We start from the raw sequence: 26,012 nt of genomic DNA, 5'->3' as shown, positions 1-26,012 counted from the left end.
CGGCCGGGCGGAACCGGCGCTCGGCGCCGAGGTCGAGAGTGCGTCCGGTTTCAAGTTGCCTGGGCAACGCAGGGCTTCTTCCGGTTGTCATGAGAACATCAGTATACGTTAGGGATTTATATACGCAATTACCTATAGACCTGCCGAGGTCGTTTCGACCTGGCACTTGTCGGGTGTCAGGCGAGACTGGCAGCACCACGTGAGCCAGTCGCTGGCCGGGGGCACGGTGGTGCTCGAGGCATTGCGGACGCGCGCGATGACGGCATCGGCGAGGGGCACAATGGCGGCGCCCGGCCGGAACGTCCGGCAGAAGGCCGGCCTGAACCGCGGGATCCTGGCGACGGGCTGGGGCGGTCTCCGGACGATGCTGGCTTACAAGGCGCCCCGGCTGGTCGCGGTGGACCCGGCCCACACCAGTCGGACCTGTGCGGCGTGCAGCCACGAGAACGCGGCCTCGCGCCGCAGCCGGGCGAGTTTCGAGTGCGTGGCCTGCGGCCACGCGGACCTGAACGCGGCCCGCAATATCCGGCGTCGGGGACTGGCGCGGCTGCACGGCGAGGGGCGATCGCATTCAGCGACCCCGACGACCCGTGAAACGGATCGGAGGCTGGCAGCGTAAGCTGTCAAGTAATCGATATAAGCCCCATCTACTCGGCACCGATCCACGCGGCGCCGTAGTCGTTGTCAAGCTTGCGATACATGCTGTGCGCGTGATCCGCGGTGCCGTCGTCGTCTTGCGAGGCGTATTCGAGCACCAGGGACGGGCTGGTCACGCGGAAATACACGGCGCCCATGACGTCCTGCTGCCCCCACCAGCCAAAGTACGTGTCGTCGATCTCAGCCACCACGGTCTTCATGCGTTCGGCATAGTCGTCATCGTTGAAGAAACGCAGGCGGGACTCGATCACCTCCAGGAGCAGCGTTCTCTGCACCGTGGTCAGTTCGCTGCCCCTGATGCCTTCCGGCGCGACGGTCGCGCCGTACTTTCCGGGCCCCAGCAGGAGGTCGATGGGCTTCTCAGCTCGAACGGCTTGTCCTCTCTGTTCGTCCGTCAGGCTATCCATGAACGCTTGCGCCGCCGCAGTCTCCCTCTGCGTAATGAAGACGTCGTCACCATCGTGGCGCAGATGCAGCGGCTGGCCGCCGGTCAGCATCGGCGAAAAGGAGACGTTCGGCCCGAATACGGTGGCGTTGATCGCGAGATGGTGTCCGCCGAACTGGAACATCCAGGGCTCCGTAGTGGACGGTTCACCGAGAAATGCGGCGCAATAGTGTTCACTGCCGTATTTCATGACGCCGAACACGTCTCCCAAGACCAGCAGGTCTTCCGCGGCCAACTGCCAAATGATGTTTCTGACGCCGTCCTCACTCAGAAGTTCCCCGAGTAGCCTGTCGAGGTTCTCCCGCTGCAATGCCGAGAGCGCACCGAGTTTCACGCCACCGCGCGGCACCATGCCCTCAGGGAAGTTGGACCAGTTTGAGCGCTGTGCGTTGTCGGTAAACTGATACGTCGCCGCCTGTCTCTGATCGGCGTCCAGCGATTCCAGAAAGACCCTGGCGGCCGCGACAATGGCCGCGGACTTCTCATCCGGCACCGGCACATCGTGAGTGGGCCTGAGGTTCATCTCCACCGGTGCAGGAGCCGCGCCAAAAAAGATCTGCGCAGCAATATCGGGGCGAAACAACAGGCCGAGGAAGACTGCGGCAACGACAATCGCTGCACCGAGCAGGTAGATCAGCACGCGTTTCATGGATCCAGTCTCGCAGATTCCATCGGTCCATTTTCGGTTGCGATGTGGGCGGTCAGGTCGCCCAGGCGTTCGAAATTCTTGCCAATAAAGAAGAGGTGTGTACACGCGTTGATTTCGCGTGGATCGTTCATGTGGACGATCAGCCACCGCCATCGTCAAAGACCTCTTTGCAAATGGCCTCGATTTGTGCAGCTTCTTCATCGATTAGAGCCGCGAACTCCCTCTCGCGGCGCCCTTGCGGCAGTCTGCGGTCGTTCTGCGCTTCGTCCCGACCAAAGTTGCCTTTGCCGCGGTCGCCGTCATGGGCGGCCTGGTGATCGGGATGCTGCTCCACGCTTTTCTGGGTTAAGTGAGAGAGAAGCGCCGTGCGAACGTCACCCGCCGGTCAGGCCCCTGAAGATCGTCGGGCGGCCGCCAGCCATGGCCGTGGGTTCGGCAGTACAGCGATCGGGAAGCGGCGGCAGGCAAGCTGTGCGTGAGGCGTCAGGGTGAAGGCGCAAGGCCGAACAAAGTCAGCTGCAGCCACGGCGTAATGGGCTGTGGGTCAGGGCACCGGGACGAAGACGCTCGCTTCCGTATCCGGCGTTGGGGGAAACATCCGGAAACTGACGACGAGGGCGGGCTCTCCTCGCGCAGGCCCGGCGTCCAGCCGGTGAAGTGGTCGCGCGGAGCGACCTCTATCGTACGTCGCTGCGGCCGATCTTTGGACCCGTTGATTCTGATCGCCGGGCGCGGCCGGACCACGCGCAACCGGGAGACTCGCGTCGTGGCCGCCGGCGTGGCTGCGGCCATTGCCGATAGCGACACCACCGGTGCGCCCCGATCGGGAGCAAGCCGGCGCCATTCATTAGGGCACTGACCGCTCCGCAACCGTCGCCCGCGAGCGCCGGCGCTTGCCGGATCCCGGCCCATCCCACGGCTCCATCAGCTGACGCTATCCGCCCAACAAGAACCATCAGCCAATGTTATCCAGCCGACAAGAAAACGGTCTTGGACACCGTGGCCGGCCGTCACCATTTCCCGGGTAAGCCCGCATGACAGGGCTGCGGCCGGAGACTACGTCCGGATGGTGATCGGAATGGGAAACAACGGGATCCTGCGAGACGCGGCGGCACGACAAAGCACCGACATGGTCGAACGGCGCAGCGACCCGGCCCGGTTCCCGGCCGTCGTCGGGCCCGCCGTTTACGCCTTCCGCGCCGCCCTCCCCGAGATCGAGCCCAGGCTCCGCACCGCTTTCCGGTGCGGGCGCCCGAGGCGCGCCGGGGTCGCAGTTGATCGACGAGGGAAACACGATGCCTAGACCAATTGAACGAATCGGCCTGGCCATGGCCGTCTGCATCTTGCTGCTGGCCGAAGCCGCCATCCCCGCAATCGCCGACGACGGAGAGCCCGGCGCCGATCCCCCGGCGCAGGAACTGGAACTGGCGGACATCGTGGTGACCGGGACGCGGATTCCGAATCCCGAGCTGACCAGTGCGAGCCCGTTGGTTCGGACCCGGGCGGAGGATCTGCTGTCGCAGGGCACCGTCCGGGTGGAGGACGCGCTGAGCCGCCTCCCGCAGGTGTTCTCGTTCCAGAACTCGAGCCAGTCGAACGGCGCCACCGGCACGGCCACGGTGAATCTGCGCGGGCTGGGGGCGGAGCGGTCGCTGGTGCTGGTCAACGGCCGGCGCCTCCCGCCCGGCTCGCCGCTGCAGGGCGGGGCCGGCGCGGACATCAACCAGATTCCCGGCGCCCTCATCGAATCCGTCGACGTGCTGACCGGCGGCGCCTCGGCCACCTACGGCTCCGACGCCGTCGCCGGGGTCATCAATTTCCACCTGATGGACGACTTTGAGGGCGTCCGACTGACCTACCAGCTGAGCCAGTACCAGCACGACAACGACGACACGCGGTGGCAGGACGTCGTGCGCGACGCCGGCTACCGGCCGGCCGACGGTTCCGTGCGGGACGGAGACATCGCGAATGCCTCGCTGATCGTGGGGAGCGCCTTCGCCGCTGGCCGCGGCCACGTCACGGCCTACGCGACCTACCGCGACATCGCGGCCGTGTTGCAGGGCAGCCGGGACTACAGCTCGTGTGCACTGAGCAACGACCTCACCGCGTGTACCGGCTCGGCCACGCAGGCGCAGGGCACCTTCTCGGATTTCGGCATCCTGGCGCTGCAGGGTCTGGACAGCTTCGACTACACGGTGGAGGGCGACCGGTTCGTGCCCCGGGAAGGCGCCACCTTCAACTACGGCCCGTCCAACTACTTCCAGCGGCCGGACAAGCGATGGACCGCCGGCCTGCTGGCTGACTTCGACGTCAACGACCGCGCTCAGGCCTACACCGAACTCATGTTCATGGACAACCGCTCGGTGGCGCAGATCGCGCCCTCCGGCACGTTCTTCGTGACGAATTCGCTGGGCTGCGGCAACGCGTTCCTGTCCCCGCAGCAGTTCGAGCTCCTCTGCGGCCGCTACGGCTTGACGCCCGACGACGAGCAGACGGTGTTCATCGGGCGGCGCAACGTCGAGGGGGGGCCGCGCCAGGACGATTTCCGCCACACCTCCTACCGGGGCCTGGTCGGCCTGCGGGGGGACCTCACCGACCGCTGGCAGTATGACCTGTACTACCTCCGCGCCAGGGTGGAGATGGAGGAGGAGTACCGGAATGACCTGTCGGTTTCCCGAATTGAGCGCGCCCTCGACGCGGTTCGGGATCCCGCCACGGGACAGATCGTGTGCCGTTCGGCGCTGGACGGCTCCGACCCGGCCTGCGTGCCCTGGAACATTTTTCGGGAAGGGGCGGTGACGCAGCCGATGCTCGACTACCTGACGCTTCCCCTGTCGTCCCGCGGGTTCACGGAGCAAACGACCGTGTCCGGACACGTGACCGGCAATCTCGGCGACTACGGCATCCGATCGCCATTCGCGGTTACGGGTCCGGACGTGGTGATCGGCGCTGAGTACCGGAGTGAACGCCTGGAATACAACCCGGACGAGGCGTACCGCAGCGATGACGGCGCCAGCCAGGGCGCCGCCCGTCACCCCGTCAGCGGCGAGATCGGGGTCAGGGAGCTCTTTGTGGAGGCGGGGATCCCGGTGGTCCACGACGCCGCGTACGCGGACGAAGTGGTGCTGCACGGCGGGTACCGCCGTTCCGATTACGACTACGGCACGCAGACCGACACGTTCGGGCTCCGCGCGGGCTGGGCCGTCAATTCCGACTTCCGCGTGCGCGCCAGCGTGCAGCAGGCGCTCCGCGGACCCGGCCTCCGCGAACGATTCCTGCCGCAGACCCTCGGCCTGTTCGACATGGCCGCCGACCCGTGCGGCGGTCCGGTCACCGACGGCACGACAGCGGCCGGCCGCACCTTCGAGGAGTGCGCCCGGAGCGGCGTGACGGCCACCCAGTTCGGCCACATCGAGCACTCGCCCGCCAACCAGTACCACCTCCTCGTGGGCGGAAACCCCGATCTCGCGCCCGAGGAATCCGACACCGTCACCTACGGGTTCGTCTGGACGCCGTCCGTGATCGACGGCCTGACCCTCAGCCTCGACTACTACGCGATCGAGGTCAGGGATGCGATCGGCATGGTGGGGCCGGCCTTCATCCTGAACCAGTGCCTGGACGGCAACACGTCGCAGTGCGCCAAGGTGAGGCGCGGCCGGAGCGGCGATCTCTGGCTGGGCTCCGACATCGAGGACAGCGGCCACGTCGTGGCGGTCCTGGACAACCTGGCCATCGTGAAGGTGGAGGGATATGACCTCACGGCAAACTACCGCCTCGACCTCGGCGACTGGGGCCGCCTGGACGTCAGCAATGTGCTTGCCATTGCCGCCAGGACCGAAGCCCAGGCCTCGCCTGGTTCACCCACGTTCAATTGCGCTGGCAAGTGGGGGCCCACCTGCGGCTCGCCCAATCCGGAGTTTCGGAACAACCTGCGCCTGACCTGGCTGACCCCCTGGCAGTTGCAACCCGCGCTCGGGTGGCGGTACGTCAGCCGCGTCGAGGACCCGAGCCCCGCCGGGCTCGATCTCGGCGCCCGGCACTACTTCGACCTCTCCGCCGTCTGGGACTTCAGCGATTCGGCCAGCCTGCGCTTCGGGATCAACAACCTGTTCGACCGGGCCCCGCCGATCGCCGGCGTGGCGGCCGATGGTTTCGCGTCCGGCAACGGCAACACCTTTCCCGGTCTCTATGACGCCTTGGGCCGGTACGCATTCGTCGTGTTGAGTATCGAGACCTCCTGACAGGACGGCGCATGGCCGGGGTTCGGATGGGCAGGAATTCGATCTGCCCGATGAGAGCGCCGAGCCGCGATGCCGGCGCTCCGACACGTCCTGATGAGTTCTCGCTGGACTTCGTAGTCCGCAATTTCGGGGACCGCCACGGGAGCGCCGAGGCGAATCGCGTTCACGAGCCACCGCCCGCAGGCGGCCACCGGCGTCTCCGCACCTTCGGTCTCGACCTCGACCAGCACCCGGCCGAGCCGCGCAAACTCCTCCTCGGGCAGGAACCGCTCCCGCCGCTTCTCCTTGTACGTCTGTACGAAGCGGCAGGGATTTCCGCCGTCCGTGCACAGGCCCCAGGCTTCCACGAGATTGAACATCTTCGAGAGCGCGCCCAACGTGCGGTTGGCTTGGTAGGGCGTCTTGCGCAGGCCATGATGCAACTCGGCTATGTCGCTTATGACGGACAAGGTGAGACGTCCATTCTTTGGCTAAGGGATGATGACGGTGACATTGTCGAAAATCCGGGACAATATGGGCGCCTCGCCGGACGGCAGTTGAAAGCACAATTGTCGGGGGAACGGGGAGCGGGGATTGAATTCCCTATGTGACCTACCTGGCATCATCGATGACCGATAAGTACTGACCTTCCTTCGCCGCACATGTCTGCATTACCCGCCCGGCTCCGCCTCGCCGCCCCCTTCACGATTGCCCCGCCGTTGGTCCGCACCACGTAAACCCTGCGGCGGTGCAGTCCGTTCAAGCTTCGAACGGATTCAGCACGTCCACGTCCAATCCCGCCACATCAGCGACGTTGCGGGTCACGAGGATCAGACCATTGGCCTTGGCTGTCGCGGCCATGAGCGCGTTGATGCGGGCACCCGGCGGATCGCATTCATCCCGCCCCAGTGCTCGGCAACTTCGTCCCGGTCACGGCCCGGCCCGTAGGCAGAGACACGGCATGGCGTTGACTTCATATGTGGTGGGCGGCGTACGCTGATCTGCTACCATATTCTGCAGTCATGAGCCGGGTTGTGACGCCAGATATTGAAAGTCAGAGGCAAAAGTTCGTCCTGTAGCGCAGCCCCTGAACGGACATGCAGGCATTAGGAGCAATCACTGACAAGTTACCAAGTCCTGTCACTCGCAATGACACCCTTGGGCATAATCGTCAGCGTCCTTATTGCAATTTATGTGACGCGAGCACATTACAAAGTTTCCACCAGTGACTATCAGGCGCAGCAGCAGGTAAAGTCTGATACAGCGATATTACTTTCGTCGCTGAGAAGCATCATGCACAAGGGCGCGTATGCTACCAGCACAAGAGATTCCGTCGATATTTCATCTGAAACAAAAGCGATCTCCAATTTCCTAACGAGTCCAACCGGTCTCGCCTATTACGTCTGGGTTGACGAGCAAAGCTCTGAGGCCGACAGGATAGGCAAAACAGATGAACCGTGGAGATTATTCTTCCTTTATCTAGCCGAACTCTCCATCGCAACAGATGCTCACCCAGCAGCAAGGAAGGCTGCAGATGTTGAGCTAATGTTTTATGACCTGCGCGAGGAAGACATAAGGCAAATTTCTAGCTATAGTGCAGACTTAATGGATTTGATTGCGAGCATGTCGAAAAACAGAATGGGGAATCCTGTAATTGCTGCTTTTGTTAGCCAGAGTAGTGATGCGCAAGAAGAACAGGCGCATTTTCTTGACAAAATGCAGTACTTGAAAGAGTTGGGAATCAATGACCCAAACATTGAACTGTCTTTAGCTATTGGCAAAGAAGAAGGTGATGACGCGGTGCGCGCCGCGTTGGATGCTGGGGCTGACAAAACAATTACTACTGGGGCGTTGCTTTATAAATATAGGGAACAGCTGAAAATGTTTCCTGACAACTGACCGACTTGGTAGATCGACTGCACTCCGAGGCCAGCATTCCGCGCTCAGGTTCACAGTCAGGTGGTTCACGCTCAGGGCTCGCTAGGCAGGTCGTTGCGAATGGCAGAAACGCAGACCGGATTCGTTGCACTACCGGTCGCGGTAAATTTGGGCGGACGAGGTGGTGCCTCACGACCGCACCAGCCCCGGCATACTGCGCCGCAAGGTCCCGATACTCAGGGGAGATCTATGGTGCCGCATTTCCCGCCCGGCTCCGCCTCGCCGCCCCCTTCACGATTGCCCCGCCGTCGGTCCGCACCACGTAAATCCTGCGACGGTGCAGTCCGTTCAAGCTTCGAACAGATTCAGCACGTCCACGTCCAATCCCGCCACATCGTCCGGCTGTGCGTGGTTGACGAGTCGCTTGGTCAGGGACGGACGCAGCATCAGGTCGCGCTCTATGACGGAGATGAAGCAGTTCTGAATCCGTGGAAGCAAAAGTTAGCCCCGCCGGTCTCGCTGTTCCGTAGGGTGTTGGCCTCCGGTCCAGCCGGCGCGCCTGCAAGGGTGGCAATCCAGTGGATCGATCACCGTACCCCGTCAGACAACGGGTAGAGCTGCATAGTCGGTTCCGTGGATACTTCGAGCACGTGGTTGACCATGACGTCCATCGGGTCGCCGCGTTCTGACAGGAAGTCGATGGCCGCGCGCGGCAGCGCCTCCGAACGTGCGCGGCCCACGCAAGGCAGCACAATGAGGCCAGGTTGGATGGATTGCGTGGCGATCAACGCGCGAAAGTCGTGAGCGTTTTCGGTAACGAGAACGAGATCGTGTTCGGTGCAGCGTGCAAGCACCTCATGATCCGGCGCACCTAAACCGCCAAAGTCGCGCGGGTGCATGGCGACGTGGTCTCCTTCGGTGTTGAGAGCTCGGGCGATGGCGGGCGAGATGCACTCGTCGAGAAATAGCCGCACGGTATCGCTGCGGCAGCTTCTCAGTTCGCTTGACGCCAGGGTCTGCCGGACGGCCGGCCTCGAAGCGGGTGTGCCTTGGCGTACAGCTCGGCGGCCATGAAGGCCTCCCGCGGAACCTCCGGATAGTCTTCCGCAAGATCGTCGACGGAATCACCGTCCTGCAATCGTCCGAGGACCGCATAGACCGTGAGTCGGGTGCCGATGATGACCGGCGTGCCACCGAGGATGTCCGGGTCCGATGCAATGTGGCGATCACGCGCATTCTTGTAATGTACGGCGTAGCGCAGGCAGCCGGCGGCGAGGCGCTCGAGGTCAAGCACCGTGCCAGGTGCAAACTCGATGGCTGCCAGTCGCATGGGTTCGGAGCGAACGATCTCCCTCCAAATTGTTCGCTTGTGCCGCGTCGGGAGGCCCGCGAGATCAGCTTCCTTGAGGGAACGGAAATAGGCGACCGCTTGGATCGGGAGGTATCGCCTTGCCCCGCCGCGAAAGCGCGGTGGGGCAGGGAGGGTGCGCAAGACCCGGACCTCGATGGCCTTCTCGATCGTTGCCTTCGGCACTCCGGAAAGCGCCGCGGTCTCGCGGATGGTCAGGTCGGCAGTCAGCGGCATATAATCGTTCCCTTGGGGGGATTAATATACGGCTGTGCCCCCGGATCGCAAGACGGAAATCGAGGGGAGGAAGGACGGGGAAGCAAGCGAGGCAAGTGCATTTGGGCATTCTCCTAACCTGAAGGTCGCAGGTTCAAATCCTGCCCCCGCAACCAAGAGAAGCCCTCGAAACTATTTGAAGTTTCAAGGACTTTTCGATTCCCTGCAGGGTGGCATATCTGGAAGAGTCAACACAAAGTCAACACGAGATCCGGGGCAACGACAGTGAAAAACGTATGGGCGGGTTGGCCGGGTAGGCGGGTTGCTATTCCGCGGGTCGGTAGTCGGAGCACCGGCCTGCAAGCTGACGCAGATTGTGGAACGGACGCAGGCATCAGGTCGCTGGCTAGAAATCAATCAATTCTGGATCGCGGACCTTTCTTTCTGCCGTCGCGGCAGTGTGGATCCCGGGCGGGCGGACAGCATCGTGTACACGGAGCAGGGCGAGGTGCGCTGCGTCTGCCCCGAGACCGGGCCCGAGCGGCGCATGACCTTCCAGGGGTTCGAAGCGGATCGCGACACGCTCAAGTGCCGTTGTCCGGCGGCGGCCGGGGGCGAGGTCTGCGCCGGTTGCGCGCACTGCCGCCGCCGCGCCGGACGCACGGCTAGGCGGTACGGGCGAATCGTGCGGATCTTCAGCCGACCCTGCACGGCAGCCCGTCGTGGTGCCCGGAATACCGCCTCCGCGCCGCTCTCGAGCGAAGCTACAGGCCGGGTCAACCAGGACTTCGGCCTCGAGCGGCACTTCGTGCGCGGCTAGGCCCGCAAGCAGACGCGCATCGGGCTCACCATCGCCGTCATGATGGCCAGCTCGCTCGGCCACGTCCGGGCTGGACAGCCCCGGCTGATGCGCTCGCTGGTCCAGCCGTTCGTCGACACCGGGTAGCCCCGACCCCGCCGACCGCATCGACGCCCGCCGGGACAGACCCGGCACGGTGACGCTTGCCCCGCGACCGGAAGCCGGCCGTCGCGGCACGCTCGATCGGCCGATGTACGCCCGCTCCGGCGCCGTCACACCGCCGCCTCGCGGCGGCCGCGACGGCGTGACGGGACGCCCAAGTCGCCAGAAAAGCTACAACGCACGGGCCTCACAAGCGCCGCGCCAAGCGGCGCTTTCGTACCTTCTGTGCCGGCTACGCCGAGAACCAGTCGAAACCTCGCGCCGAGCGGGGCAACAAAGAGCGACAATGGCTACGACGGGCCTTCACAGGAGGAGATCGACCGAATCGAGGCGATCAAACGCAAGGTCGACGCCAAGTATTCTGGCGCTTAACGCAGGCCACAGAGACCGTACGGCGGCACGAGCTTGAGCCTGTTTGGGCTCCGCAGCGGCCAAGAAAGGGAGGAGAGGGGCTCTCCTTCCTCTTGAAACGGCATAGACTTCAGTAATTGCTCCGATCAGAAGATGGCTATACCTGCGGCAATGATCGCAGCTCCGGCCGCGATAGGCGCGGCAACCAACATGCCGGCAGCAGCAGCGCCGACAGCAATGCCCGTTAGTCCCAACGCTGCTGCCCCAGGGTCGAGGGCGGCCGCGGGGCTGGCGGCAGTGACAAGAACGGCAACTACGGGAGCCGAGCAGAAGAGAAACTTACGCATTGGATTTTTCTCCTAGACCACCGGTGGCGGTGGCGACAACAGGACTTTGCACTTGGACGCTGAACAGTCGCTGAACAAACGCTCCTAAGGAAGATAGGAATCGGAAACCACAAATTTCACAATAGCCCTGTTTCACGCCGCGCCCTGCGTAGGCATTGCCGCCGACGTGCGGCCCCTTCTGTGAAGCATCCAACGCACTTATGACGAAGACGAAGAAAAGTGGGAAAACGCGGAAAGTGCGAGTAATGCAGCTTGGCTTACCCAGCCGCCCGCATCCGCGCGAGAAATCCCCGCGCCTCGACCCCGACCAAGGTTGTGTAAGTTGCCGTGGTCGCGATGTAGGCGTGGCCGAGCACAGCCGCGATCGTCGGCAGCGGCACCCCCGGCCGTGACGGCCGCAATTCCAAGGCCGTGCCGGAACCTCTTGGGGTAGGCCTGCAGCCCGGAGAGCCCCGCGGCCGCCATCACCGCGACGACCTACCAGCGCGCCGTCGCCCTAAACAGCTCCCCTCGCTCGGTCGGAAATCATAACAGACGGACGGGAACCTTCACTCGCTTTGTCGGTTCATACACCAACAGACCGTTGGAGATCTTCGTTGATTGGCTCACGCTTCGAGCGCTGCAGCTGGTTTCCCGGCGTTCAGGGCCTGTTCAGCGACCGCCGCTACTTTCTTTGTCGCGACGCCTTCATCCGCGCTACGCAACCACAATTTCCATCTCCAAGATAAGGAGAAACCCAATGTTCAGCATCCCTGTTTGCATCCTTTTCCCGGTGCTTTGCCCGATTGTCCCGGTGACTGTGCCGTTCGGTCTCTAAGGGTTTGACGCCGGTTCTACCATTTGACCCCAACAAGCCCCAAAATTCCTCCCGATCGGGCGCCTCCAGATCATCTGGGGGCACCCACATCAGCCCAACCAAAGGACACTCGCAGTGCTGACCATCGCCACTTGCCTCATCTTGTCCCCGTCCCTGTGCCCCATTGTCATCCCCGTTGCTGCCGTCATTGGTCTGTAAGGCTTTGACGCCAGGCAGGGATCAACGTAGTCCGCGGTTTTCCGCCTCCGTCCCGGCGCGAGCATCTCCTAGCCTTCTAGCGGGCCCCCGGTCACTTATGCTCGTGCGCAGCTTCTCTTCGATCGACGGCGGGCAATTCCACAATTACGCGCGCCCCCTTTAGATCTTGGCTATCGCCTAACTCGACTCGGCCCTTTCCTAAGTTTGCACCCCAGTGCACGGAATGCAGTCCGATGCCTGAACCCTCGGGCTTGGCCTGCTCTCCCCGGTAGCCCCACTCGCAGAGTCGCTCGCGATCGTTTTCTGGAAATCCCGGGCCGTCATCCTCTACTGTGATCCGAATCATATCGTCAACCCGCTCTACGCAGATACGGGCCTTGCTTTTCAAGTATTTACCAGCATTCCTCAGCAGCTCATGGACTATTTCCTTCAGGTGCGCTTCAGGAAGGCTTTCGCACAACACTCGAGCTTTCTTCGGTACCTGTATGTCAAGATATTTTCCCAAATAATCTTGATGATTCCGCGCCGCCTTACCAAGGCTGGATGCTATCAGTGCGACATCCACAGGCACAGGATTTGAAGAACTCTGCAGCGATATCCCTTTACCTGCTACAGTGGATATTCTTTCCACGTAACTATTAACAGCGCTTTCTGTCTCCTTGTACATCGCGAGAAGATATTCATGCTCTTCAGCCGTCAACGACTCTTTTTTCCTTGGTGCATCCGCGTACTCTGCAATGTTTTTTGTATGGTGCTGCATCGATCTGGCGAGCTGCGACGATTGGTGAAGGATGTTTAACCGGAGGTGCCGCTGATAGGAGACAAATCCTTCAAGAACCTTGGCTAGCAACGATAACTCTCTAGGGCGGCCACTAGCGTTTATTTCATCAACGTTGCCAGCCCAAAGATTCCTTACGTCTTCTCTAAATCGACGCAGGGGTTCCAGTTGGGCGATCAAAACCAAATGTATACCGACCATAATCAACGCAGCAGCTCCGAGAGCCGCCACGAGACCCGCCGTCCAAACACTCGAGACCATTTCACGGTACGCGGTTTGTTCCGTCAGAACACGAACTGTTAGCACTTGGCCCCGCCACACGTCCTGGCGTGCCTCATAGAATGCCCGAACCTGTGTATCGCCCTCTTTCTGCCGGATGTCTTCGTGCTGTAGATAACAAACCTCCGAAAAAATCGCCTCGGCCTTCACCGAGCGGCAGTCTGCAGGCCGTACAGCAATTCTTTCACACAGCTCTTTTGCGCCCCACGATGAATGCCATAGCACCTCGGAGCCATCTAGAACACAGCCTTGGTGCTTGATAATGCCGCTCCCCATCGGCACTTGCGAAATCATAGCCGGGCGAAGTGGGGTTAAAGCGTCTTCCAGTTCAGCCCCGGACAAGACACGGTCCAGATCGGCCCGGGAATAATCGCGCTGACTGGGATCGGCTTGTTGAGCCGCCCCCTCCTCTACGAATGTGGGCGTTACCTCTTCAAAGCCTATTTTGTTAGCGATCACTACAGCCCAGTGGCCCTGTTCCTGTCGGACGTCTTGGAAAGCAAATCTCTCAAACAGGTACACGACAATTCCGCAAAACAACACAAGCAGCAATAGCGAGACCAAAAATACCGACAATGTAATTTGGTCGTGCAGGGTTCTGCCTGCCGTCGTGGCTTGCGGGTTCCGTCCTTTTGCTGCCATCCGCATCTCGCGCCCATGGACCGAGGCTGTGACCTTCTATAACTATAGCCGGACACGCCTCATTCAGGCCAACAAGGACGGTAAGGCGTAGCTCGAAGCTACCGCCGCTGGCTACGGTGCGATCTTATATCCTGTTTGCCCGCTATCCGTCTTTACGGTGCGAATGGGGTCGAATTCAGGATTGACGGCCTTAAATGCCTTCCTTGTCTCGGATATATAACGCTCCACGCTCCCTTCACTTATGCTTTCACATTCTTGACTGATCTTCTCCTTCGTGACAGGATCGCTGTTCCGCATAAGAAATTCCAAAACCTCCAGACAGCCAGAGCGAGAAAATGTCACCTCGATCTCGTCTTCTCCCGCGAGCCCGCACACGTAAACTTTATTCTCGATACGGTCAAAAATAAAACCGCCTCGTTCCTGCCGTTCCTCATCATTTTCTAGAGGGGGCTGAGGAGGATCCACAAATTTATAAATGTGAGACCGTAAGGCCGCCTTGAATTTACGGAGTGTATTTTCAATGGTGCTCTCTTTTTCCAGAAAGCAAAGCGCCCCTACATCGTATCCCGCAATGATGGTCTCCGGGTCAAAATAACCCGAGAGAATGATGATGCTGGAACCGTGGCCCTCTTCCGTTAGTTTCTGGATTAACTTCAGTCCTTTAAGTTCTTGCGCGGGCCCCCCCAAATGAAGATCCACAACGATGGCCGCGTAATTGTTGTCGCATCCCAGCGCGAAGCCTTGAATGTCGTTCTCTGCCACGTCGACGGCGGCGATACCGTCGACTAGGATGCTGTCTTTCAGCCTTTGTCTCCATCGCGGGTTGTCTTCTACCAGCAATATTCGCACGCTCATGGTGTTCTACCGCATCCGAATACACCCGGATTAGCCGTCGTGAGGCGGAGCTTCCGCCAATCGGGCATCTGGGCAGGTACAATCATTTGCCGCGGGACAGCCGTTTATCGGACCCACAAGCAACCAGGGAGCGTACACATTCTTGCAAAGACGCCGCATTTGGCGATTTGCGCAGATAAGCCGCAGCGCCGGCTTCATGGGCCTTCAATTCCGGTTCCCAGCCTGATTGATTCGTCCAAACGATAATGGGGAATCCCCTCGCTGCCTGACATAATTCAGCAATCACCTCAATGCCTCTCAAGTCTCCTCCCGGCAACGTATCCAACTGGAGGTCCACGATGGCCACATCATAAAGGCGCTCTCTGCCCTGACGAAGGGCATCGTGTTTGTTGGATGTTACGTCCACGTCAAACCCCATCTGGCTCAAGACCAGACGCAGCCGGTTTTGCTCCCGCACACTATCCTCAACCACTAGTGCGCGCATTGCCGTTTCAGGGATCTTCAACAGTTCCTGCCAACGGGAATGTCACTGACATTCCCGTATTGATCGACCACACGCACCCAAAACGTGTTCCTTCCGGGATCATAAAACACATTGAGTACTTGCACACCTCGATAGTTGTTAACAACCCACGTAGCGGCGTCGTACTCGCTACATATCCATGCCCCGCTGGTGGATGTCGGGAGAAGAGACGCCAGCCCGGCCGCCAAGGCCGTGATTACAGCCCCAATCGTCACGCCCCGCCGCGTCGCCAATGCCCTGCCGCGCAAGGTCTTCAAGATACGCATCTTCAAGCTCCTGTTTTTTCTCTTACAGCGTCGTAGGGTGATCTAAAGTCCCGCGTCATTATCAGAAAGTCACATTGCCGTCGCCATTGGCAGCAGCCATATCAACCCAAGGGAAGGTATCAGACAAGGGATGTAGCCCGTCACAAGCCGCGGGCTTTCCCCAAAACAGACCTCATCTACTGTTGACAGGCTACAAGATTCGGTAGCGCACACTAAGCTGCAACGATCCCGGGCGAAAACGGCAGCCCAGTCACAATGAGCAAGCATATCCCTGATTGTCTGCGTCATTATCGGCGTCACGGGTGGCCCCGCCTGCGCCGGAATGGCCCCGATGAGGGCAGCAGAAACCACTGCTGCTGCAGTGGCGGTCCTCATCCTAGAAAAGAACAGCATTAGGCAGCCATCGGAAGATTCCCATGATGTTGAATGGCAGCAAGCCGCTCCCCTTCCCGTCGCCTGGCGCAGTCCACTACTAAAGGGGGCGCCAAGTCATGGTATCCGGGGCTGGCAGCGGTGGAAGCGGGTCATGCGGCGATGGGCCGAAAGGCGTCCACCCACACATCTCAGCGAGGCTTGCTGGAGGCAAAAGAGGCGAAGGAGGCGAAAGAATCGAACCAATCAGGCCACAAGGGTCCTGAAGCCCAAACTCCGTCACTACAACGGCCTCTCTTCCGGCCTGTGCCGATGCGGAACTCAGCAGGGCGGCCGAAACCAGCGCCGTCGCGAGCGCCGCCTTGCTCTTGGTGGAGGAACAGTGTCTGGCAGTCATCAGAGAAGCTCCCGAGGGCTGGCGTGATGGATGGTCCAAGAAGCCTGCACCATGCCGCTGAACAGTCGCTGAACAGCCCCGCCGGGCGACGTGCAGCGCTGGCGTACCGGACAACCAGGAGCGGGAGGAGCTCTCCTGGTGGTCCGGCACCTCCTAGCACCTAAGGTGTCGGTGCGAAGACAGTGATGACGCTGAGAAGTCCGCCGCCGGCGAAGCACAGCAAGCCCCACGGCCCAGTGGCGACGGTGGCTGGCCCGCACACTTCAGCGGTGTAGAGAGCCACTCCTGCAGCAGCGGCGGGGCCCGCCTGCGCCGGAGCGGTGCTAACAAGGGTGGCCGAAACCAGCGCTGCGGCAACCGCACTCTTGGTGAAGACACGATGCTTGGTCACGATTAAAGAACCTCCGACGGGGGTTGGTGTGACGATCGACGAGAGCTTGCACGATGCCGCTGAACAGTCGCTGAACAACTATGCAGCGCCCTGAAGCGCCGGCTAATGGCAAACGGTGTTGGCCTGCCCCCGCGAACGAGGGTTTTCGGTCAGCTAAGCCAAACGAGCCTCGCAGTTGCGTCCAAACACCTTAAAGTCGCAAAAGCGCAAAAGCGGCTACACGAGGATTCTGTCAGTCCTTAACCAGAAGGGCGGTGTGGGCAAAACCACGCTGCCGTGCATCTCGCCGCCGCCTTCACATGGTGCGGCAGCAGCGTGCTCTTGATCGACGCAGAACCGCAGGCGGGCACCTTCGACTGAGCTGCCAGTCGCGAAAGAAACGCCTGATTTCCGGTTGTCGGAATCCCAAAGGCCAACTTGCACAATGACGCGCCCGCCCACGGCGCGAACTACCGGCACAAGGTGACCGACAGCCCGCCCCGCGTTAACGACCTCGCCCGTTCGGCGATCTTGGCCTCCGATCAGGTCGTCATTCCCGTTCAGCCGTCTCCCTACGACGTCTGGGCTGTAGGCGAAATTGTGTCGCTTGTTCGGGAAGCCCGCTCGGCACTAACATTACGAGTGGACCAATCGATCGGGGCTGGTCATGTGGGTCAGACCATAGGTAGTTACGTTCTTATGGGTATTTCGAGAATTGGTCGAAGGGGTTCAATCTGTGTGGCGTATTGTCGGACGATTTGATTATACAGATCAGGCACACGTTTTGCCTGGACAGTCACTACCATGGCGTACTTGAGTTTTTCTCCTGGAGAGAAATTCCGACCCTCCAGGCGCGCGTTATAGTGGATATCAAAGCATGGATTCTGTAGCGAATTTCCCCGTTTCCGCACTTCAGCATGCAGACAATTTTCCCACTTCCAAGCATCACGTCTCAGTTCCTCTTCCGTAGCGCCCGGCAGAGCAGTTCCGAAAAACCGAGAGGAATTCGCATGGATTTGTTCGTCACGCGAAAACTTGCCATCATGGGGTCGGAACGTGACTTCCAGTCCCGCGCGAGTGTAATTCCCGGGATGATGTGGATCCGTCTGAGACTTATAACAGATAGTTCCCCTAATCGAAACAATACCCTGCAGCGAACCGGTCGGGACCGGAATAGCGGCGCGGACGTATTTTGCCGGCGATATCTCTCCTTGGTAGACAACTCGTACGGTGTCGTCGTCACACAAAACTATGTCATTGAGGTTTCTGGCAACACGGCCCCAGCCAATTTCTTTGTGATCGTACTCTGCGGTTTCACAGGTGTGGACGAGCAACGCGCGAATAGCTAGGTGATTCAAGCTGGCTCCGAAATGAGCCCGCACACCAGTTGCGAGGCGCATAACGCTGGGTGTGGCAAAGGAAGTTCCTCCAGTGGTGGTCAGCGTCGGTTGTGAGTCATGGGCCAGAACTACAAATGGGCGACTGATGTCGCCTCCGAAGTCGACAAGATCGGGTTTGACTAGGCCCGGACTGCGGCCAGGTCCTTTCGAGCTGTACGATGCACGCTTCCAGTTAAAGCCCGGAGTATCACATGCGCCTATGGCCAGTGCATTCACGCAATCGGAAGGTACTTGGACACGGTCGAGACCGAGCAATGCGTCGCCTTCACCGTCATTGCCGACAGCGATCATCGCTAGGGACGAGACTCGAGATAGGCGATCGTCAAGAACAGCCGTCCACGCGTGTACGTCGTCATCCTGAATGGGCAGTCGGGGTCCAAGGCTCAAACTGACGAAGTCGTATTCATGGCTCGAGAGAATGTTGTCGATCCGATCGAGCACTTGGTAGAGTTCATGAGGGTCTTGGCCGGGCGCGTCGTCGAGCACCCGGTGGTGGTCAATATAGGCATAGGGTCTCGGCAGCGGGGTCCGGGGATCGATATGTCCGAAAAGCGCCGCGGACGTTACTCCGACACCGTGAGATAGGAACTCTCCTGTAGCGTCTTTCATTCCCGGGATGTCACGCGGGACTACCCATTCCGTGAGAGGATGGTCGTCAGGGATGCCTCCATCAAAGACAGCGACGCGCACATCATCTGAAACCGGCGGCTCGTCAGGAAGCTGAAATGCAGTGGTTGGCATACCTTCGGATCGGATGGTCGGCCGCAAGACCCGGAGGTCGGGCATTTTCCTAAGCGCCCGGAGTGCAGTGAAAGCAGCGATTTCGGTGGTACGTTCGACTGGCGCGTCTAGTTCAAGGAAACAGAGACCTCTAGCAAAGAATCGGCGACCAAACTCCGCTTCGATACCACACCACTCCAGATATGAAGCGAAAGCTTGCAGCATGTATGTATGTGCTTCTAACTCACTGGCGTGGATAACTGTTTCGAGTGCTACACGGCCAAGATCAGGTAGTTGTCCCTTGATCTTGTCTCTCGCTGAAGGTGCCGCGACCTCTTCAATGGAAATGAGTTCATTCGCACCGCGATGAGCGAGATGCCAGTCGGGCAAGGATTCGCTCCATGCTCTTATCGTCGATCGCGTCCCCTTGGCGAACAATTCGGTTGTCAGGGTTTCGACAACCTCTCGTCCCCGAGAGCGTTTTTCGGGCGTCGTTCTTCGGGGTCGGCTACCGACGACATCTATTCCGATATCGTGCAAAAGCTCTGAAGGAAAGTAAGACTTCGCTATGTACTCCGGGTTCAGCGTGAGGGAGATAACCGCTTGATCTCCGGGACAGGCTTCCGGGGGTAGATCATCTATCGTCGCCGCCGTTCTCGCGACCATCGGCGCAAGGCGTCGGCGGGCTTCGGTGAAGGTGTAGGGTGCTTGTTTGGGGCCGCCGCCCGACTTCATGCTGATGTCGGTCGTTAGTCGTTCACCCTTACCCAGAAGGAAATTATGTTGTGCCATCAGTCTTTGCCCATCACCGTGGCGTTAGGAGTTTTTCGCATATGCACACGAATAGTGTCTCTTGCGATACCGGTCAGTTCGTGCGCCTTGCGTTGCGTGGCCAGTCCATTCTCTACAAGTCGAACGGCAACTTCGATTTGCTCAGACTTAGAGCAATGTTGTGTGGTGACAAGATTGATGAGATGGTGGCCGAGTTCTTGTCCATTTAATGCTGCAGAGCGCCGTGCATTGGTGATGTCTCGTTCGATATCGCCAAACGAACGGCCAGCCAAGGACAAGGAAAGTACATCCGTCCACTGGGTTTCGTTTGGGGCTATCTCACAAAAGAGGCGATGCAGGTACGCATGGACGCTTTCTTGATCCGGGAGTGGGAAATCAATCAGTTGCTCGAACCTTCGCCACACGGCCGGGTCAAGCAATTCGGAGTGATTGGTGGCTGCGATCAATAAGCCAGAGGATGGCCAGTCGTCCAATTGCTGCAGGAGCACGGTCACCAAACGCTTCAATTCACCTATTTCACCTGCATCATCCCGTCGTTTTGCGATAGCATCCAGTTCGTCAAGCAGCAGAACGCAATCTATAGACTTCGCGTAGTCAAGAACATGGCGAAGATTTGCGCCGGTACGGCCTAGATAACTGCTCATGACAGCGGAGAGATCGAGAATCAGCAACGGAAGGTCCACGGCGCGGGCAATCCAACGCGCGGCGAGTGTCTTTCCAACCCCTGGCGGGCCGGTGAAGAGGACCGTGCCAGTTGGTTGCAGACTCGCCTGCAGAAGTGACTGCACGTTGCGACGTTCTTCGACCAGACGGTCGAGGGTCTGGCGGACGGACTCGACATAGACTGGCTCGCTCGGCAGATTCGGGTCCTGCTCTACGCGAAGAAGCTGGAAGCGCGAATCCATGTCAGCTGGCACGGCTGCTGCGCTGTCGCGCCGCAAGGGCGTTGAGCGCGTAGGGTTCTTGCGAAGGAGCTGGACCAGCGCGGATGACAGTTCCGCACTGGTTTCCTTTCGCTTAGCAATTCGGTACAGGAAAGCCTGCACATCTTGACTCCGCTCAGAGAGAGCGACTCTCGCCAAATGGACGAAATTCTTTTCAAGATCATCCAATTCTTCCATCGTGAGCCCCATGAGCCGTTCCTCCCTAAACTAGAAGGTGGCACACAGTGGACGAAAATGCAAGAGATAATGTCAGAATCGTCCAAAGTATCGCTTACGCCTGTCCTAGACGTGTCAGCGGTGAAGGAGGAATGCGCGGATACGACAGGGCTACCCTGAACCATCGAACACGTCGGCATGTGGTTCGAGTAGACCATGAGAGGACATGGCAGCAGGGACTCCACAGCTGGCGCATGGCCACGCTGCGGGAAGTCGCCGACAGCCCAACCAAATTCACAAGCCTTCGGGTGCAACTGGCAGATAGCAGGGTGGCGTGAAAGCGGAGCCTTAGGCGACATCCAGATCGTTGTCGATGCTGTCGCCGGTCCGCGCCGCGGAGGCTTTCACGGTATCTCGGGCAAGGTGGGCGTAGCGGGCGGTTGTCTGCACCTGGGTGTGACCGAGCAGCTTGCCGATCATCGGGAGCCCCTCGCCGAGTGCCAGCGCGCGGGAGGCAAAGGAGTGGCGAAGGTCATGGATGCGGACGTCGTCGAGTTCGGCACGCGCCCGGATGCGGCGCCACGGGTGCTGAAGGTCGGTGAGGTGGCTGCCGGGCTTCTTGCCGGCGATCACCCACGGATTGTCCTCTTCGCGCGATAGTGACTCCATGAGCCGCACCGCCGAGGGCGCCAGCGGCACGGCGCGCCCGCCGGTCTTGGTGTCGGGCAAGCGAAGCTCGCCGGCCTCCAGATCGACATGCTCCCAACGCAGCGTCTGGACTTCGGAGAGCCGGCAGCCCGTGAGCATCAGCAGCCGGATGGCCGCGACCGCCGAGCAGGTCTCGGAGCCGTCCTCAAGGATTTCGTCGAGAACCGCGCCCAGGCGCTGGAACTCCTCGGCGCTCAGGAAGCGCTCCCGCTTCTCTTCCTTGAACCGCTTGACGTGGAGGCAAGGGTTCGAGCCGTCGGGTCGCAGGCCCCACATCTCGGCGAGGTTGAACATCTTCGAGAGCACGCCGAGCGTGCGGTTGGCCTGGTAGGGCGTCTTGCGCAGGCCGTGGTGCAGCTCGGCGATGTCGCTTCTCTGGATTTCCGCCACCTTGCGGCGGCCGATTCTGGGATCGATGAAGAGCTCGACCGAACGGCGGTACTCGTAGGCCGTGCTGGGCTTGCAGTGGGCGGGAACATACTCGTCGAGAAACCGCTCCCCAAGGGCCTTCACGGTCGCAGCCTTGCGGTCGGCGTCGCGCTGTGCGGCCGGGTCGCCGCCGCCCTTGGCCTCGGAGAGGAGGGCCATGGCGCGCCGGCGCGCCTCTTCCGGCGCGAAGGCCGTGACGGGTCCGAGGGTCATGCGGCGCGTCCGGCCCTTGGCGCGGTACTGGGCGACGAAGAACTTGCGGCCGGAGGCACGGACGCGCACACCGAAGCCCGGCAGCTCTCGGTCCCAGTAGAAGCGATCCGTTCCGTCGGTCTTGAGCCGGTCGATGGCGCGCTTGGTGATCTTGATCTCTGCCGGCACGGCGTCCCCCCGGTTCGCTCGATCATGGGAAGCATCCTATCACGCTGGGAAGCGCATGGGAAGCACTGGGAATCAAAATTGGCGGTAAGGCACGTCTCGGCTTGTCGGCGAACGAGGGTCTTGCAAGTCACGGCAACACACTGTATTTTCGTGATATTGTCGATGTTTGGAGGTCGGGAGAGAAAACGCGTCGGGGTATGTCGGCAGGTCTCTAGGCAAACTCATAACCTGAAGGTCTTATGTTCAAATCCGGCCCATGCCTTCTCTATTTATCGATTCCCTCGTCCCGGTATTTCTCGGGTCTACGGCTCCAAGCCGACGCGTTGCAACTGCGCGTTAGCAAACACCTCGCAGCGAGATCAAAACCGGCCATCTTCGCCGATGTCGCATTTCTCATAAACGGTTTCAATCTTCTCGCCGTTCCATACGTAGCAGAGGTGCCGCTCCTGTCGGGCGTTGGAGAGAAGGGGAGGCCGGAACACGGCGACACATTCGCCCGGTGCATGCCGGACGCTGTCATAGGTAATCCCGTTCGACCCGGCCTCACGCAGCGTTCTCGCCAGATGCTGGCCCGCGGCGTAGTTGTCATCGTGATAGACAAGCGGCTGGTCGGCCATCCGGCCGCGCAGGTCATGCAGATCCCCGTCGAGGTCGACCTGATAGACCCGTATGTCCAGTTCCATGCGAGCCTGGGCCGTGGCGCTCAGGAACTGCTCGCGATGGTGTTTTGTCTCGGCAATGGCCGTGTCGAGGCCGTTCGCGGCATAGAAGACACCGTAAGTGCCATCCGAGAACCGGCTGCCGTTCGGGTTCAGATGGGTGAAGGCTGCCATGATGACGGTGGTCCCGGGCCCGCTTATGCGATCTTCCGGCGGCACGAGTTCAATTTCGCCGGCCTCGTTTCGAAGCCGGGGATTGGTCAGAGCCTCCAACTCGAAAACCGCTTCGAGGTCGGTTGGATCGGTCACGCGCTCGAAGAGCTGGACCGGCGGAAACCGGCTGGGGATGATTCGCCAGCACGGCTTCCATTCGATACGCGCGATTGGCAACGTCATGCCCAGCCACCCCGCTGTGCGTCGAGGTATTGCCGTACGACGAAGAGATCCGCCACTTGGCCGGAGAGCATCCGGTCGAGAGCCGGCCGACCAGCGAACAGCGGCGCTGCGTTCGGACGCCTCACCCATTCGTCGGCCGCCTTTTCGTCGGGGAGCAGAAGCTGAAGCGCCTTGTAGATGCCCAGAATGTAGGAAATGCGCTCCAACGTATCCTTCGGCAGAACGGCGTTCGTATCCTTCTTCCACTTGAAGAAGGTCGATCGGGCGGTCAGCCCGAGCAAGGTCATCTGTTCCTCCACCGAGAGGTTCCAGAGATCCGCGATGCGAAAGAAGGTGCGCAACGCCGGGCCGGAGAGTCCCTTCCGGTCAAACGAGGTTGCCAGACGTGCTTGTTCAGCCATGATAAAATCCATAAATGTTTCAATATAGAAATATTGTCTATTTATGTACTATCCGCAAGGTCGGAATAAAGGAGCCCTCACATGGGGGGCACAAAACGCTGGCGTGTTCGTCGGCCGGGGAAGTAGCGCTCAGGCCAAGTTGGTTCGTCTCCTAGGCGCCTGCATGTATCTTCCGCTTTAAACTGCAGTATTTCAAAGAGGTGCTGCCATTCGGACCAAAATTTCGATCAAATGTCGGTCTTCCCGTTTTCGCGACCGCTTCCGGCCCGTTCGAGGATCGCGCCGAGATCACCGTGCAGCACGGCGTCCATCTCGGCCCATTTCTCGCTCGGGGTGAGCACGATGCGCTCGATCAGGCCGCGGATGGCCGACGCCGTAGCTTCGCGATCCTCCGGATGGTCCAGCGCCTCGGCCAGTCGCGCCACCTTGCGCCGGTATACGTCCGCAATGTTGGGGTGGATGTCCGGGAGATCGGCGGGAGAGGCCGACAGCCGCTCGTTCAGCTCGCCCTGGCGCGCTTCCAGTTCGCGCAGCCGGTCCACCATGCCCCGCACGTAGCCGCCGTCCTCGATCACCGCGATCATGGATGCGATCTTTTTCTCGACCCCGGCCAGCTCCTTGCGATCGCTCGCGCCCGAGGCGCGGCGCTCGCGATTGATCCGGTTGGTCTCCTCGGCCCAGGCCCGCATCGCCTCGGCGGCCGCCTCCGGCGCCATCAGCCTGTCCTTCAGACCTGACAGAACCCGCTCTTCGATGACCGAGCGGCGGATGCCCCGGCCGTTCGAGCAGGTGCCGGTCATGATGTGGTTGGAGCAGCCGTAGCGGTCCAGGCCGCGCATGGGATAGGGGCCGCCGCAGACGCCGCATTCGAGCAGGCCCGAAAGCAGGTGGCGGGGACGGTGGGCGCCGTTCAGACGGTTGGCGCGCGCGGACTGTGTCGCCTCGATGACGGTGGCGTATTGCTCCGTGATCTCGCCCTGGCGGTGCTTCACCGCCTTCCACAGCGCGTCGTCGACCACCCGGACCGCGCTCAGGCAGACGGAGCGGCACCACTCCGAGAGGGCCCGGGGCATGAGCCTCCGCGAACCGGGCATGTACCGGCAGCTGCTCGAGCACCTTCGCTGCCTGCTACCGCGCCTCCCCGAAGAGCTGCGTTGAATACGGCGGGTTCGCCGGCGCCGGGGCCGAACGGTCAGCCGTCACCTCTGATTCCGGCCCGCTCCCGCACTCTTGGGCGGAGCGCGAGGCTCTGTAGGGCTTTGGGCTCCCCGCTCTATTCGGGCGGCCCGATGGGGCGCCCGAGGACGGCCGCGTGCACCACGTGCTTGAGCGCGCGGAACGGCTCCAGGTCCTCGGCCGCGCGGCGGACGACGAAGCCGGTGCGGTAGCGGCGCCGGCCGAACGTCAGGGGCAGGGCCTCCAGCGGCGCCCCGGGTAGGCGGTCGATCAGCTCGAGCGGCAGCCAGGCGAGCCACGGCCCTTCGGCCAGCAGTGCCACGCCGGCCGAGCCGGCGCGGATGACCGCGCGCACGCGCCGGCCGGTCTGGCGGTGCAGCTCGTCGAAGACCGCGACCAGGGACGGCAGCCCGCCGTTGCCCACCCTGGCCGGCCCGTCGAGGTCGATCCACGGCCAGTCGGCGAGGTCGCGGGGCTCGGGCCTGGCGGCGTGAAGGGGGTGATCGCGGGCGGCGACAATGCCGGCGGTCACGCCGAGGAAGCGGTCGCGCCGAAGGTGCGCCGGCAGGGCCTCGCCGGTGTCGATCCCGCCGCAGTGCAGGTCGGTACGGCCGTCGGCGAGGAGCCTGACGCCCTTGCGCCACGGGACCGTGCGGAGCTTCAGCTCGACCTCGGGAAAGGCGGCGTGGAACGCCCGGACGGCGGGCGTGACGACGGCCTGCATCCAGACGGGTGCCGCGGTGACACGGAAGCGCCCGGTACGCCCGGCGTGCTCCGCCGCCACCGCTTCCTCGCCGTGCTCGATGTCGCGCACGATGCGGCGCGCGTGCCCGACGACCAGGGTGCCGAGCCGGGTGGGGCGCACGCCGTCGGGGATGCGCTCGAACAGACGCCCGCCGAACTCCTTCTCCAGGCGGGCGAGGATGCGGCTGAGCGCGGGCTGGGTCATGGCGAGCCGGTCGGCGGCCGCGACGATCCGTTCCGCGTCCGCCACGGCGAGAAGCCGGACCAGGTCGCTGCGCCGCTCGAACATGTCAGCGCGCCCTGGGCTCCGGACGCCCGGGCTGCGGCCCGGGCGGGCGGACCGCTTTCTGCCGTGTTTGTCTCCCGCAGTGTCCCATGCTGTCTGCCGTCCGCCTGCCTCTCTCTGGTCGTCACCCCTGCGCAGGTGTACCCGATCACGACATGTAGGCAGCCACGAGCGGTGTCCAAGAGCGTTTTCCTATCGCGCGGATAGCTTCGCCTTATGGGACCGGGGGTTCTGGCGGACGCGGGCGCCGG

At 61.4% G+C, this 26,012-nt stretch carries 22 protein-coding genes; 5 read left to right on the top strand and 17 right to left on the bottom strand.

From position 1 onward, the window contains the following. The first annotated feature begins 199 nt into the window (after positions 1-199). A complete protein-coding gene (locus OXH60_12570; protein ID MDE0712953.1) occupies positions 200-619 on the top strand; it encodes a transposase in 420 nt (139 codons plus the stop codon). A gap of 28 nt (positions 620-647) precedes the next feature. On the opposite strand, the gene OXH60_12565 is transcribed toward OXH60_12570, so the two are convergent. Further along, the gene (locus OXH60_12565) at positions 648-1,742 is read right to left on the bottom strand and encodes a DUF3500 domain-containing protein (protein ID MDE0712952.1); all 1,095 of its coding nucleotides are present in this window, start codon (positions 1,740-1,742) and stop codon (positions 648-650) included. 148 nt (positions 1,743-1,890) lie between these two features. Continuing rightward, positions 1,891-2,085, bottom strand: coding sequence for a hypothetical protein (locus tag OXH60_12560; protein ID MDE0712951.1), 195 nt, complete (start codon positions 2,083-2,085; stop codon positions 1,891-1,893). 732 nt (positions 2,086-2,817) lie between these two features. Here OXH60_12560 and OXH60_12555 point away from each other — a divergent pair. After that, the gene (locus tag OXH60_12555) at positions 2,818-3,054 is read left to right on the top strand and encodes a hypothetical protein (protein ID MDE0712950.1); all 237 of its coding nucleotides are present in this window, start codon (positions 2,818-2,820) and stop codon (positions 3,052-3,054) included. Continuing rightward, a complete protein-coding gene (locus OXH60_12550; GenBank protein MDE0712949.1) occupies positions 3,047-5,992 on the top strand; it encodes a TonB-dependent receptor in 2,946 nt (981 codons plus the stop codon). Before OXH60_12555 ends, OXH60_12550 begins: the two co-directional genes overlap by 8 nt. On the opposite strand, the gene OXH60_12545 is transcribed toward OXH60_12550, so the two are convergent. Then, entirely contained in the window at positions 5,938-6,441 is a 504-nt protein-coding gene (locus OXH60_12545) for a hypothetical protein (GenBank protein MDE0712948.1), read from the bottom strand. The genes OXH60_12550 and OXH60_12545 overlap by 55 nt on opposite strands. A 688-nt stretch (positions 6,442-7,129) precedes the next feature. On the opposite strand from OXH60_12545, the gene OXH60_12540 reads away from it, so the two are divergent. Further along, a complete protein-coding gene (locus tag OXH60_12540) occupies positions 7,130-7,870 on the top strand; it encodes a hypothetical protein (protein MDE0712947.1) in 741 nt (246 codons plus the stop codon). 566 nt (positions 7,871-8,436) lie between these two features. Here the strand turns inward: OXH60_12540 and OXH60_12535 are convergent. Beyond that, positions 8,437-8,823, bottom strand: coding sequence for a DUF5615 family PIN-like protein (locus tag OXH60_12535; GenBank protein MDE0712946.1), 387 nt, complete (start codon positions 8,821-8,823; stop codon positions 8,437-8,439). 20 nt (positions 8,824-8,843) lie between these two features. Next, positions 8,844-9,434 carry a DUF433 domain-containing protein gene (locus OXH60_12530; protein MDE0712945.1) on the bottom strand — a complete coding sequence of 197 codons (591 nt, stop codon included), beginning with the start codon at positions 9,432-9,434 and terminating at the stop codon, positions 8,844-8,846. Positions 9,435-9,900: 466 nt separating this feature from the next. Between OXH60_12530 and OXH60_12525 the strand changes: the two genes are divergently transcribed. Continuing rightward, positions 9,901-10,233, top strand: coding sequence for a hypothetical protein (locus OXH60_12525; protein ID MDE0712944.1), 333 nt, complete (start codon positions 9,901-9,903; stop codon positions 10,231-10,233). Between the two features lie 638 nt (positions 10,234-10,871). Here OXH60_12525 and OXH60_12520 read toward each other — a convergent pair. From OXH60_12520 to OXH60_12465, 12 genes are all read right to left on the bottom strand, one after another. Beyond that, complete coding sequence (locus OXH60_12520) at positions 10,872-11,072, bottom strand: hypothetical protein (GenBank protein MDE0712943.1); 201 nt, start codon at positions 11,070-11,072, stop codon at positions 10,872-10,874. Between the two features lie 1,106 nt (positions 11,073-12,178). Next, positions 12,179-13,786, bottom strand: coding sequence for a HAMP domain-containing sensor histidine kinase (locus tag OXH60_12515; protein ID MDE0712942.1), 1,608 nt, complete (start codon positions 13,784-13,786; stop codon positions 12,179-12,181). A gap of 111 nt (positions 13,787-13,897) precedes the next feature. Continuing rightward, on the bottom strand, positions 13,898-14,641 hold the full coding sequence (locus OXH60_12510) for a response regulator (GenBank protein MDE0712941.1): 744 nt from the start codon (positions 14,639-14,641) through the stop codon (positions 13,898-13,900). An 82-nt stretch (positions 14,642-14,723) separates the two neighbouring features. Then, on the bottom strand, positions 14,724-15,146 hold the full coding sequence (locus OXH60_12505; protein ID MDE0712940.1) for a response regulator: 423 nt from the start codon (positions 15,144-15,146) through the stop codon (positions 14,724-14,726). 1,213 nt (positions 15,147-16,359) lie between these two features. Then, entirely contained in the window at positions 16,360-16,590 is a 231-nt protein-coding gene (locus OXH60_12500) for a hypothetical protein (GenBank protein ID MDE0712939.1), read from the bottom strand. Between the two features lie 668 nt (positions 16,591-17,258). Next, positions 17,259-19,481 (bottom strand): S8 family peptidase, encoded by a 2,223-nt coding sequence (locus OXH60_12495; protein MDE0712938.1) that lies wholly within the window; start codon positions 19,479-19,481, stop codon positions 17,259-17,261. Then, positions 19,481-20,614 carry an ATP-binding protein gene (locus OXH60_12490; protein ID MDE0712937.1) on the bottom strand — a complete coding sequence of 378 codons (1,134 nt, stop codon included), beginning with the start codon at positions 20,612-20,614 and terminating at the stop codon, positions 19,481-19,483. Before OXH60_12490 ends, OXH60_12495 begins: the two co-directional genes overlap by 1 nt. A gap of 315 nt (positions 20,615-20,929) precedes the next feature. Continuing rightward, complete coding sequence (locus OXH60_12485; GenBank protein ID MDE0712936.1) at positions 20,930-22,099, bottom strand: tyrosine-type recombinase/integrase; 1,170 nt, start codon at positions 22,097-22,099, stop codon at positions 20,930-20,932. Between the two features lie 359 nt (positions 22,100-22,458). Further along, positions 22,459-23,154, bottom strand: a complete 696-nt coding sequence (locus OXH60_12480) for an RES family NAD+ phosphorylase (protein MDE0712935.1) — start codon at positions 23,152-23,154, stop codon at positions 22,459-22,461. Continuing rightward, positions 23,151-23,555, bottom strand: coding sequence for an MbcA/ParS/Xre antitoxin family protein (locus OXH60_12475; GenBank protein MDE0712934.1), 405 nt, complete (start codon positions 23,553-23,555; stop codon positions 23,151-23,153). Before OXH60_12475 ends, OXH60_12480 begins: the two co-directional genes overlap by 4 nt. A 227-nt stretch (positions 23,556-23,782) precedes the next feature. Continuing rightward, positions 23,783-24,574, bottom strand: coding sequence for a zinc ribbon domain-containing protein (locus tag OXH60_12470; protein ID MDE0712933.1), 792 nt, complete (start codon positions 24,572-24,574; stop codon positions 23,783-23,785). 254 nt (positions 24,575-24,828) lie between these two features. Next, positions 24,829-25,764 carry a LysR family transcriptional regulator gene (locus OXH60_12465; GenBank protein MDE0712932.1) on the bottom strand — a complete coding sequence of 312 codons (936 nt, stop codon included), beginning with the start codon at positions 25,762-25,764 and terminating at the stop codon, positions 24,829-24,831. Positions 25,765-26,012: the final 248 nt, after the last annotated feature.

The sequence above is a fragment of the Rhodospirillales bacterium genome (assembly GCA_028824295.1).
In the GTDB taxonomy this organism is placed as follows: domain Bacteria; phylum Pseudomonadota; class Alphaproteobacteria; order TMED109; family TMED109; genus VXPW01.
This window is presented reverse-complemented; position numbering and strand designations above follow the sequence as displayed.

Excerpts from the sequence above, each read along its gene's own strand:
- OXH60_12555 (MDE0712950.1), top strand. The coding sequence starts at position 2,818 with ATGGTGATCGGAATGGGAAACAACGGGATCCTGCGAGACGCGGCGGCA.
- OXH60_12550 (MDE0712949.1), top strand. The coding sequence starts at position 3,047 with ATGCCTAGACCAATTGAACGAATCGGCCTGGCCATGGCCGTCTGCATC.
- OXH60_12530 (MDE0712945.1), bottom strand. The coding sequence starts at position 9,434 with ATGCCGCTGACTGCCGACCTGACCATCCGCGAGACCGCGGCGCTTTCC.
- OXH60_12520 (MDE0712943.1), bottom strand. The coding sequence starts at position 11,072 with ATGCGTAAGTTTCTCTTCTGCTCGGCTCCCGTAGTTGCCGTTCTTGTC.
- OXH60_12515 (MDE0712942.1), bottom strand. The coding sequence starts at position 13,786 with ATGGCAGCAAAAGGACGGAACCCGCAAGCCACGACGGCAGGCAGAACC.
- OXH60_12510 (MDE0712941.1), bottom strand. The coding sequence starts at position 14,641 with ATGAGCGTGCGAATATTGCTGGTAGAAGACAACCCGCGATGGAGACAA.
- OXH60_12495 (MDE0712938.1), bottom strand. The coding sequence starts at position 19,481 with ATGGCACAACATAATTTCCTTCTGGGTAAGGGTGAACGACTAACGACC.
- OXH60_12490 (MDE0712937.1), bottom strand. The coding sequence starts at position 20,614 with ATGGGGCTCACGATGGAAGAATTGGATGATCTTGAAAAGAATTTCGTC.
- OXH60_12480 (MDE0712935.1), bottom strand. The coding sequence starts at position 23,154 with ATGACGTTGCCAATCGCGCGTATCGAATGGAAGCCGTGCTGGCGAATC.
- OXH60_12475 (MDE0712934.1), bottom strand. The coding sequence starts at position 23,555 with ATGGCTGAACAAGCACGTCTGGCAACCTCGTTTGACCGGAAGGGACTC.
- OXH60_12465 (MDE0712932.1), bottom strand. The coding sequence starts at position 25,764 with ATGTTCGAGCGGCGCAGCGACCTGGTCCGGCTTCTCGCCGTGGCGGAC.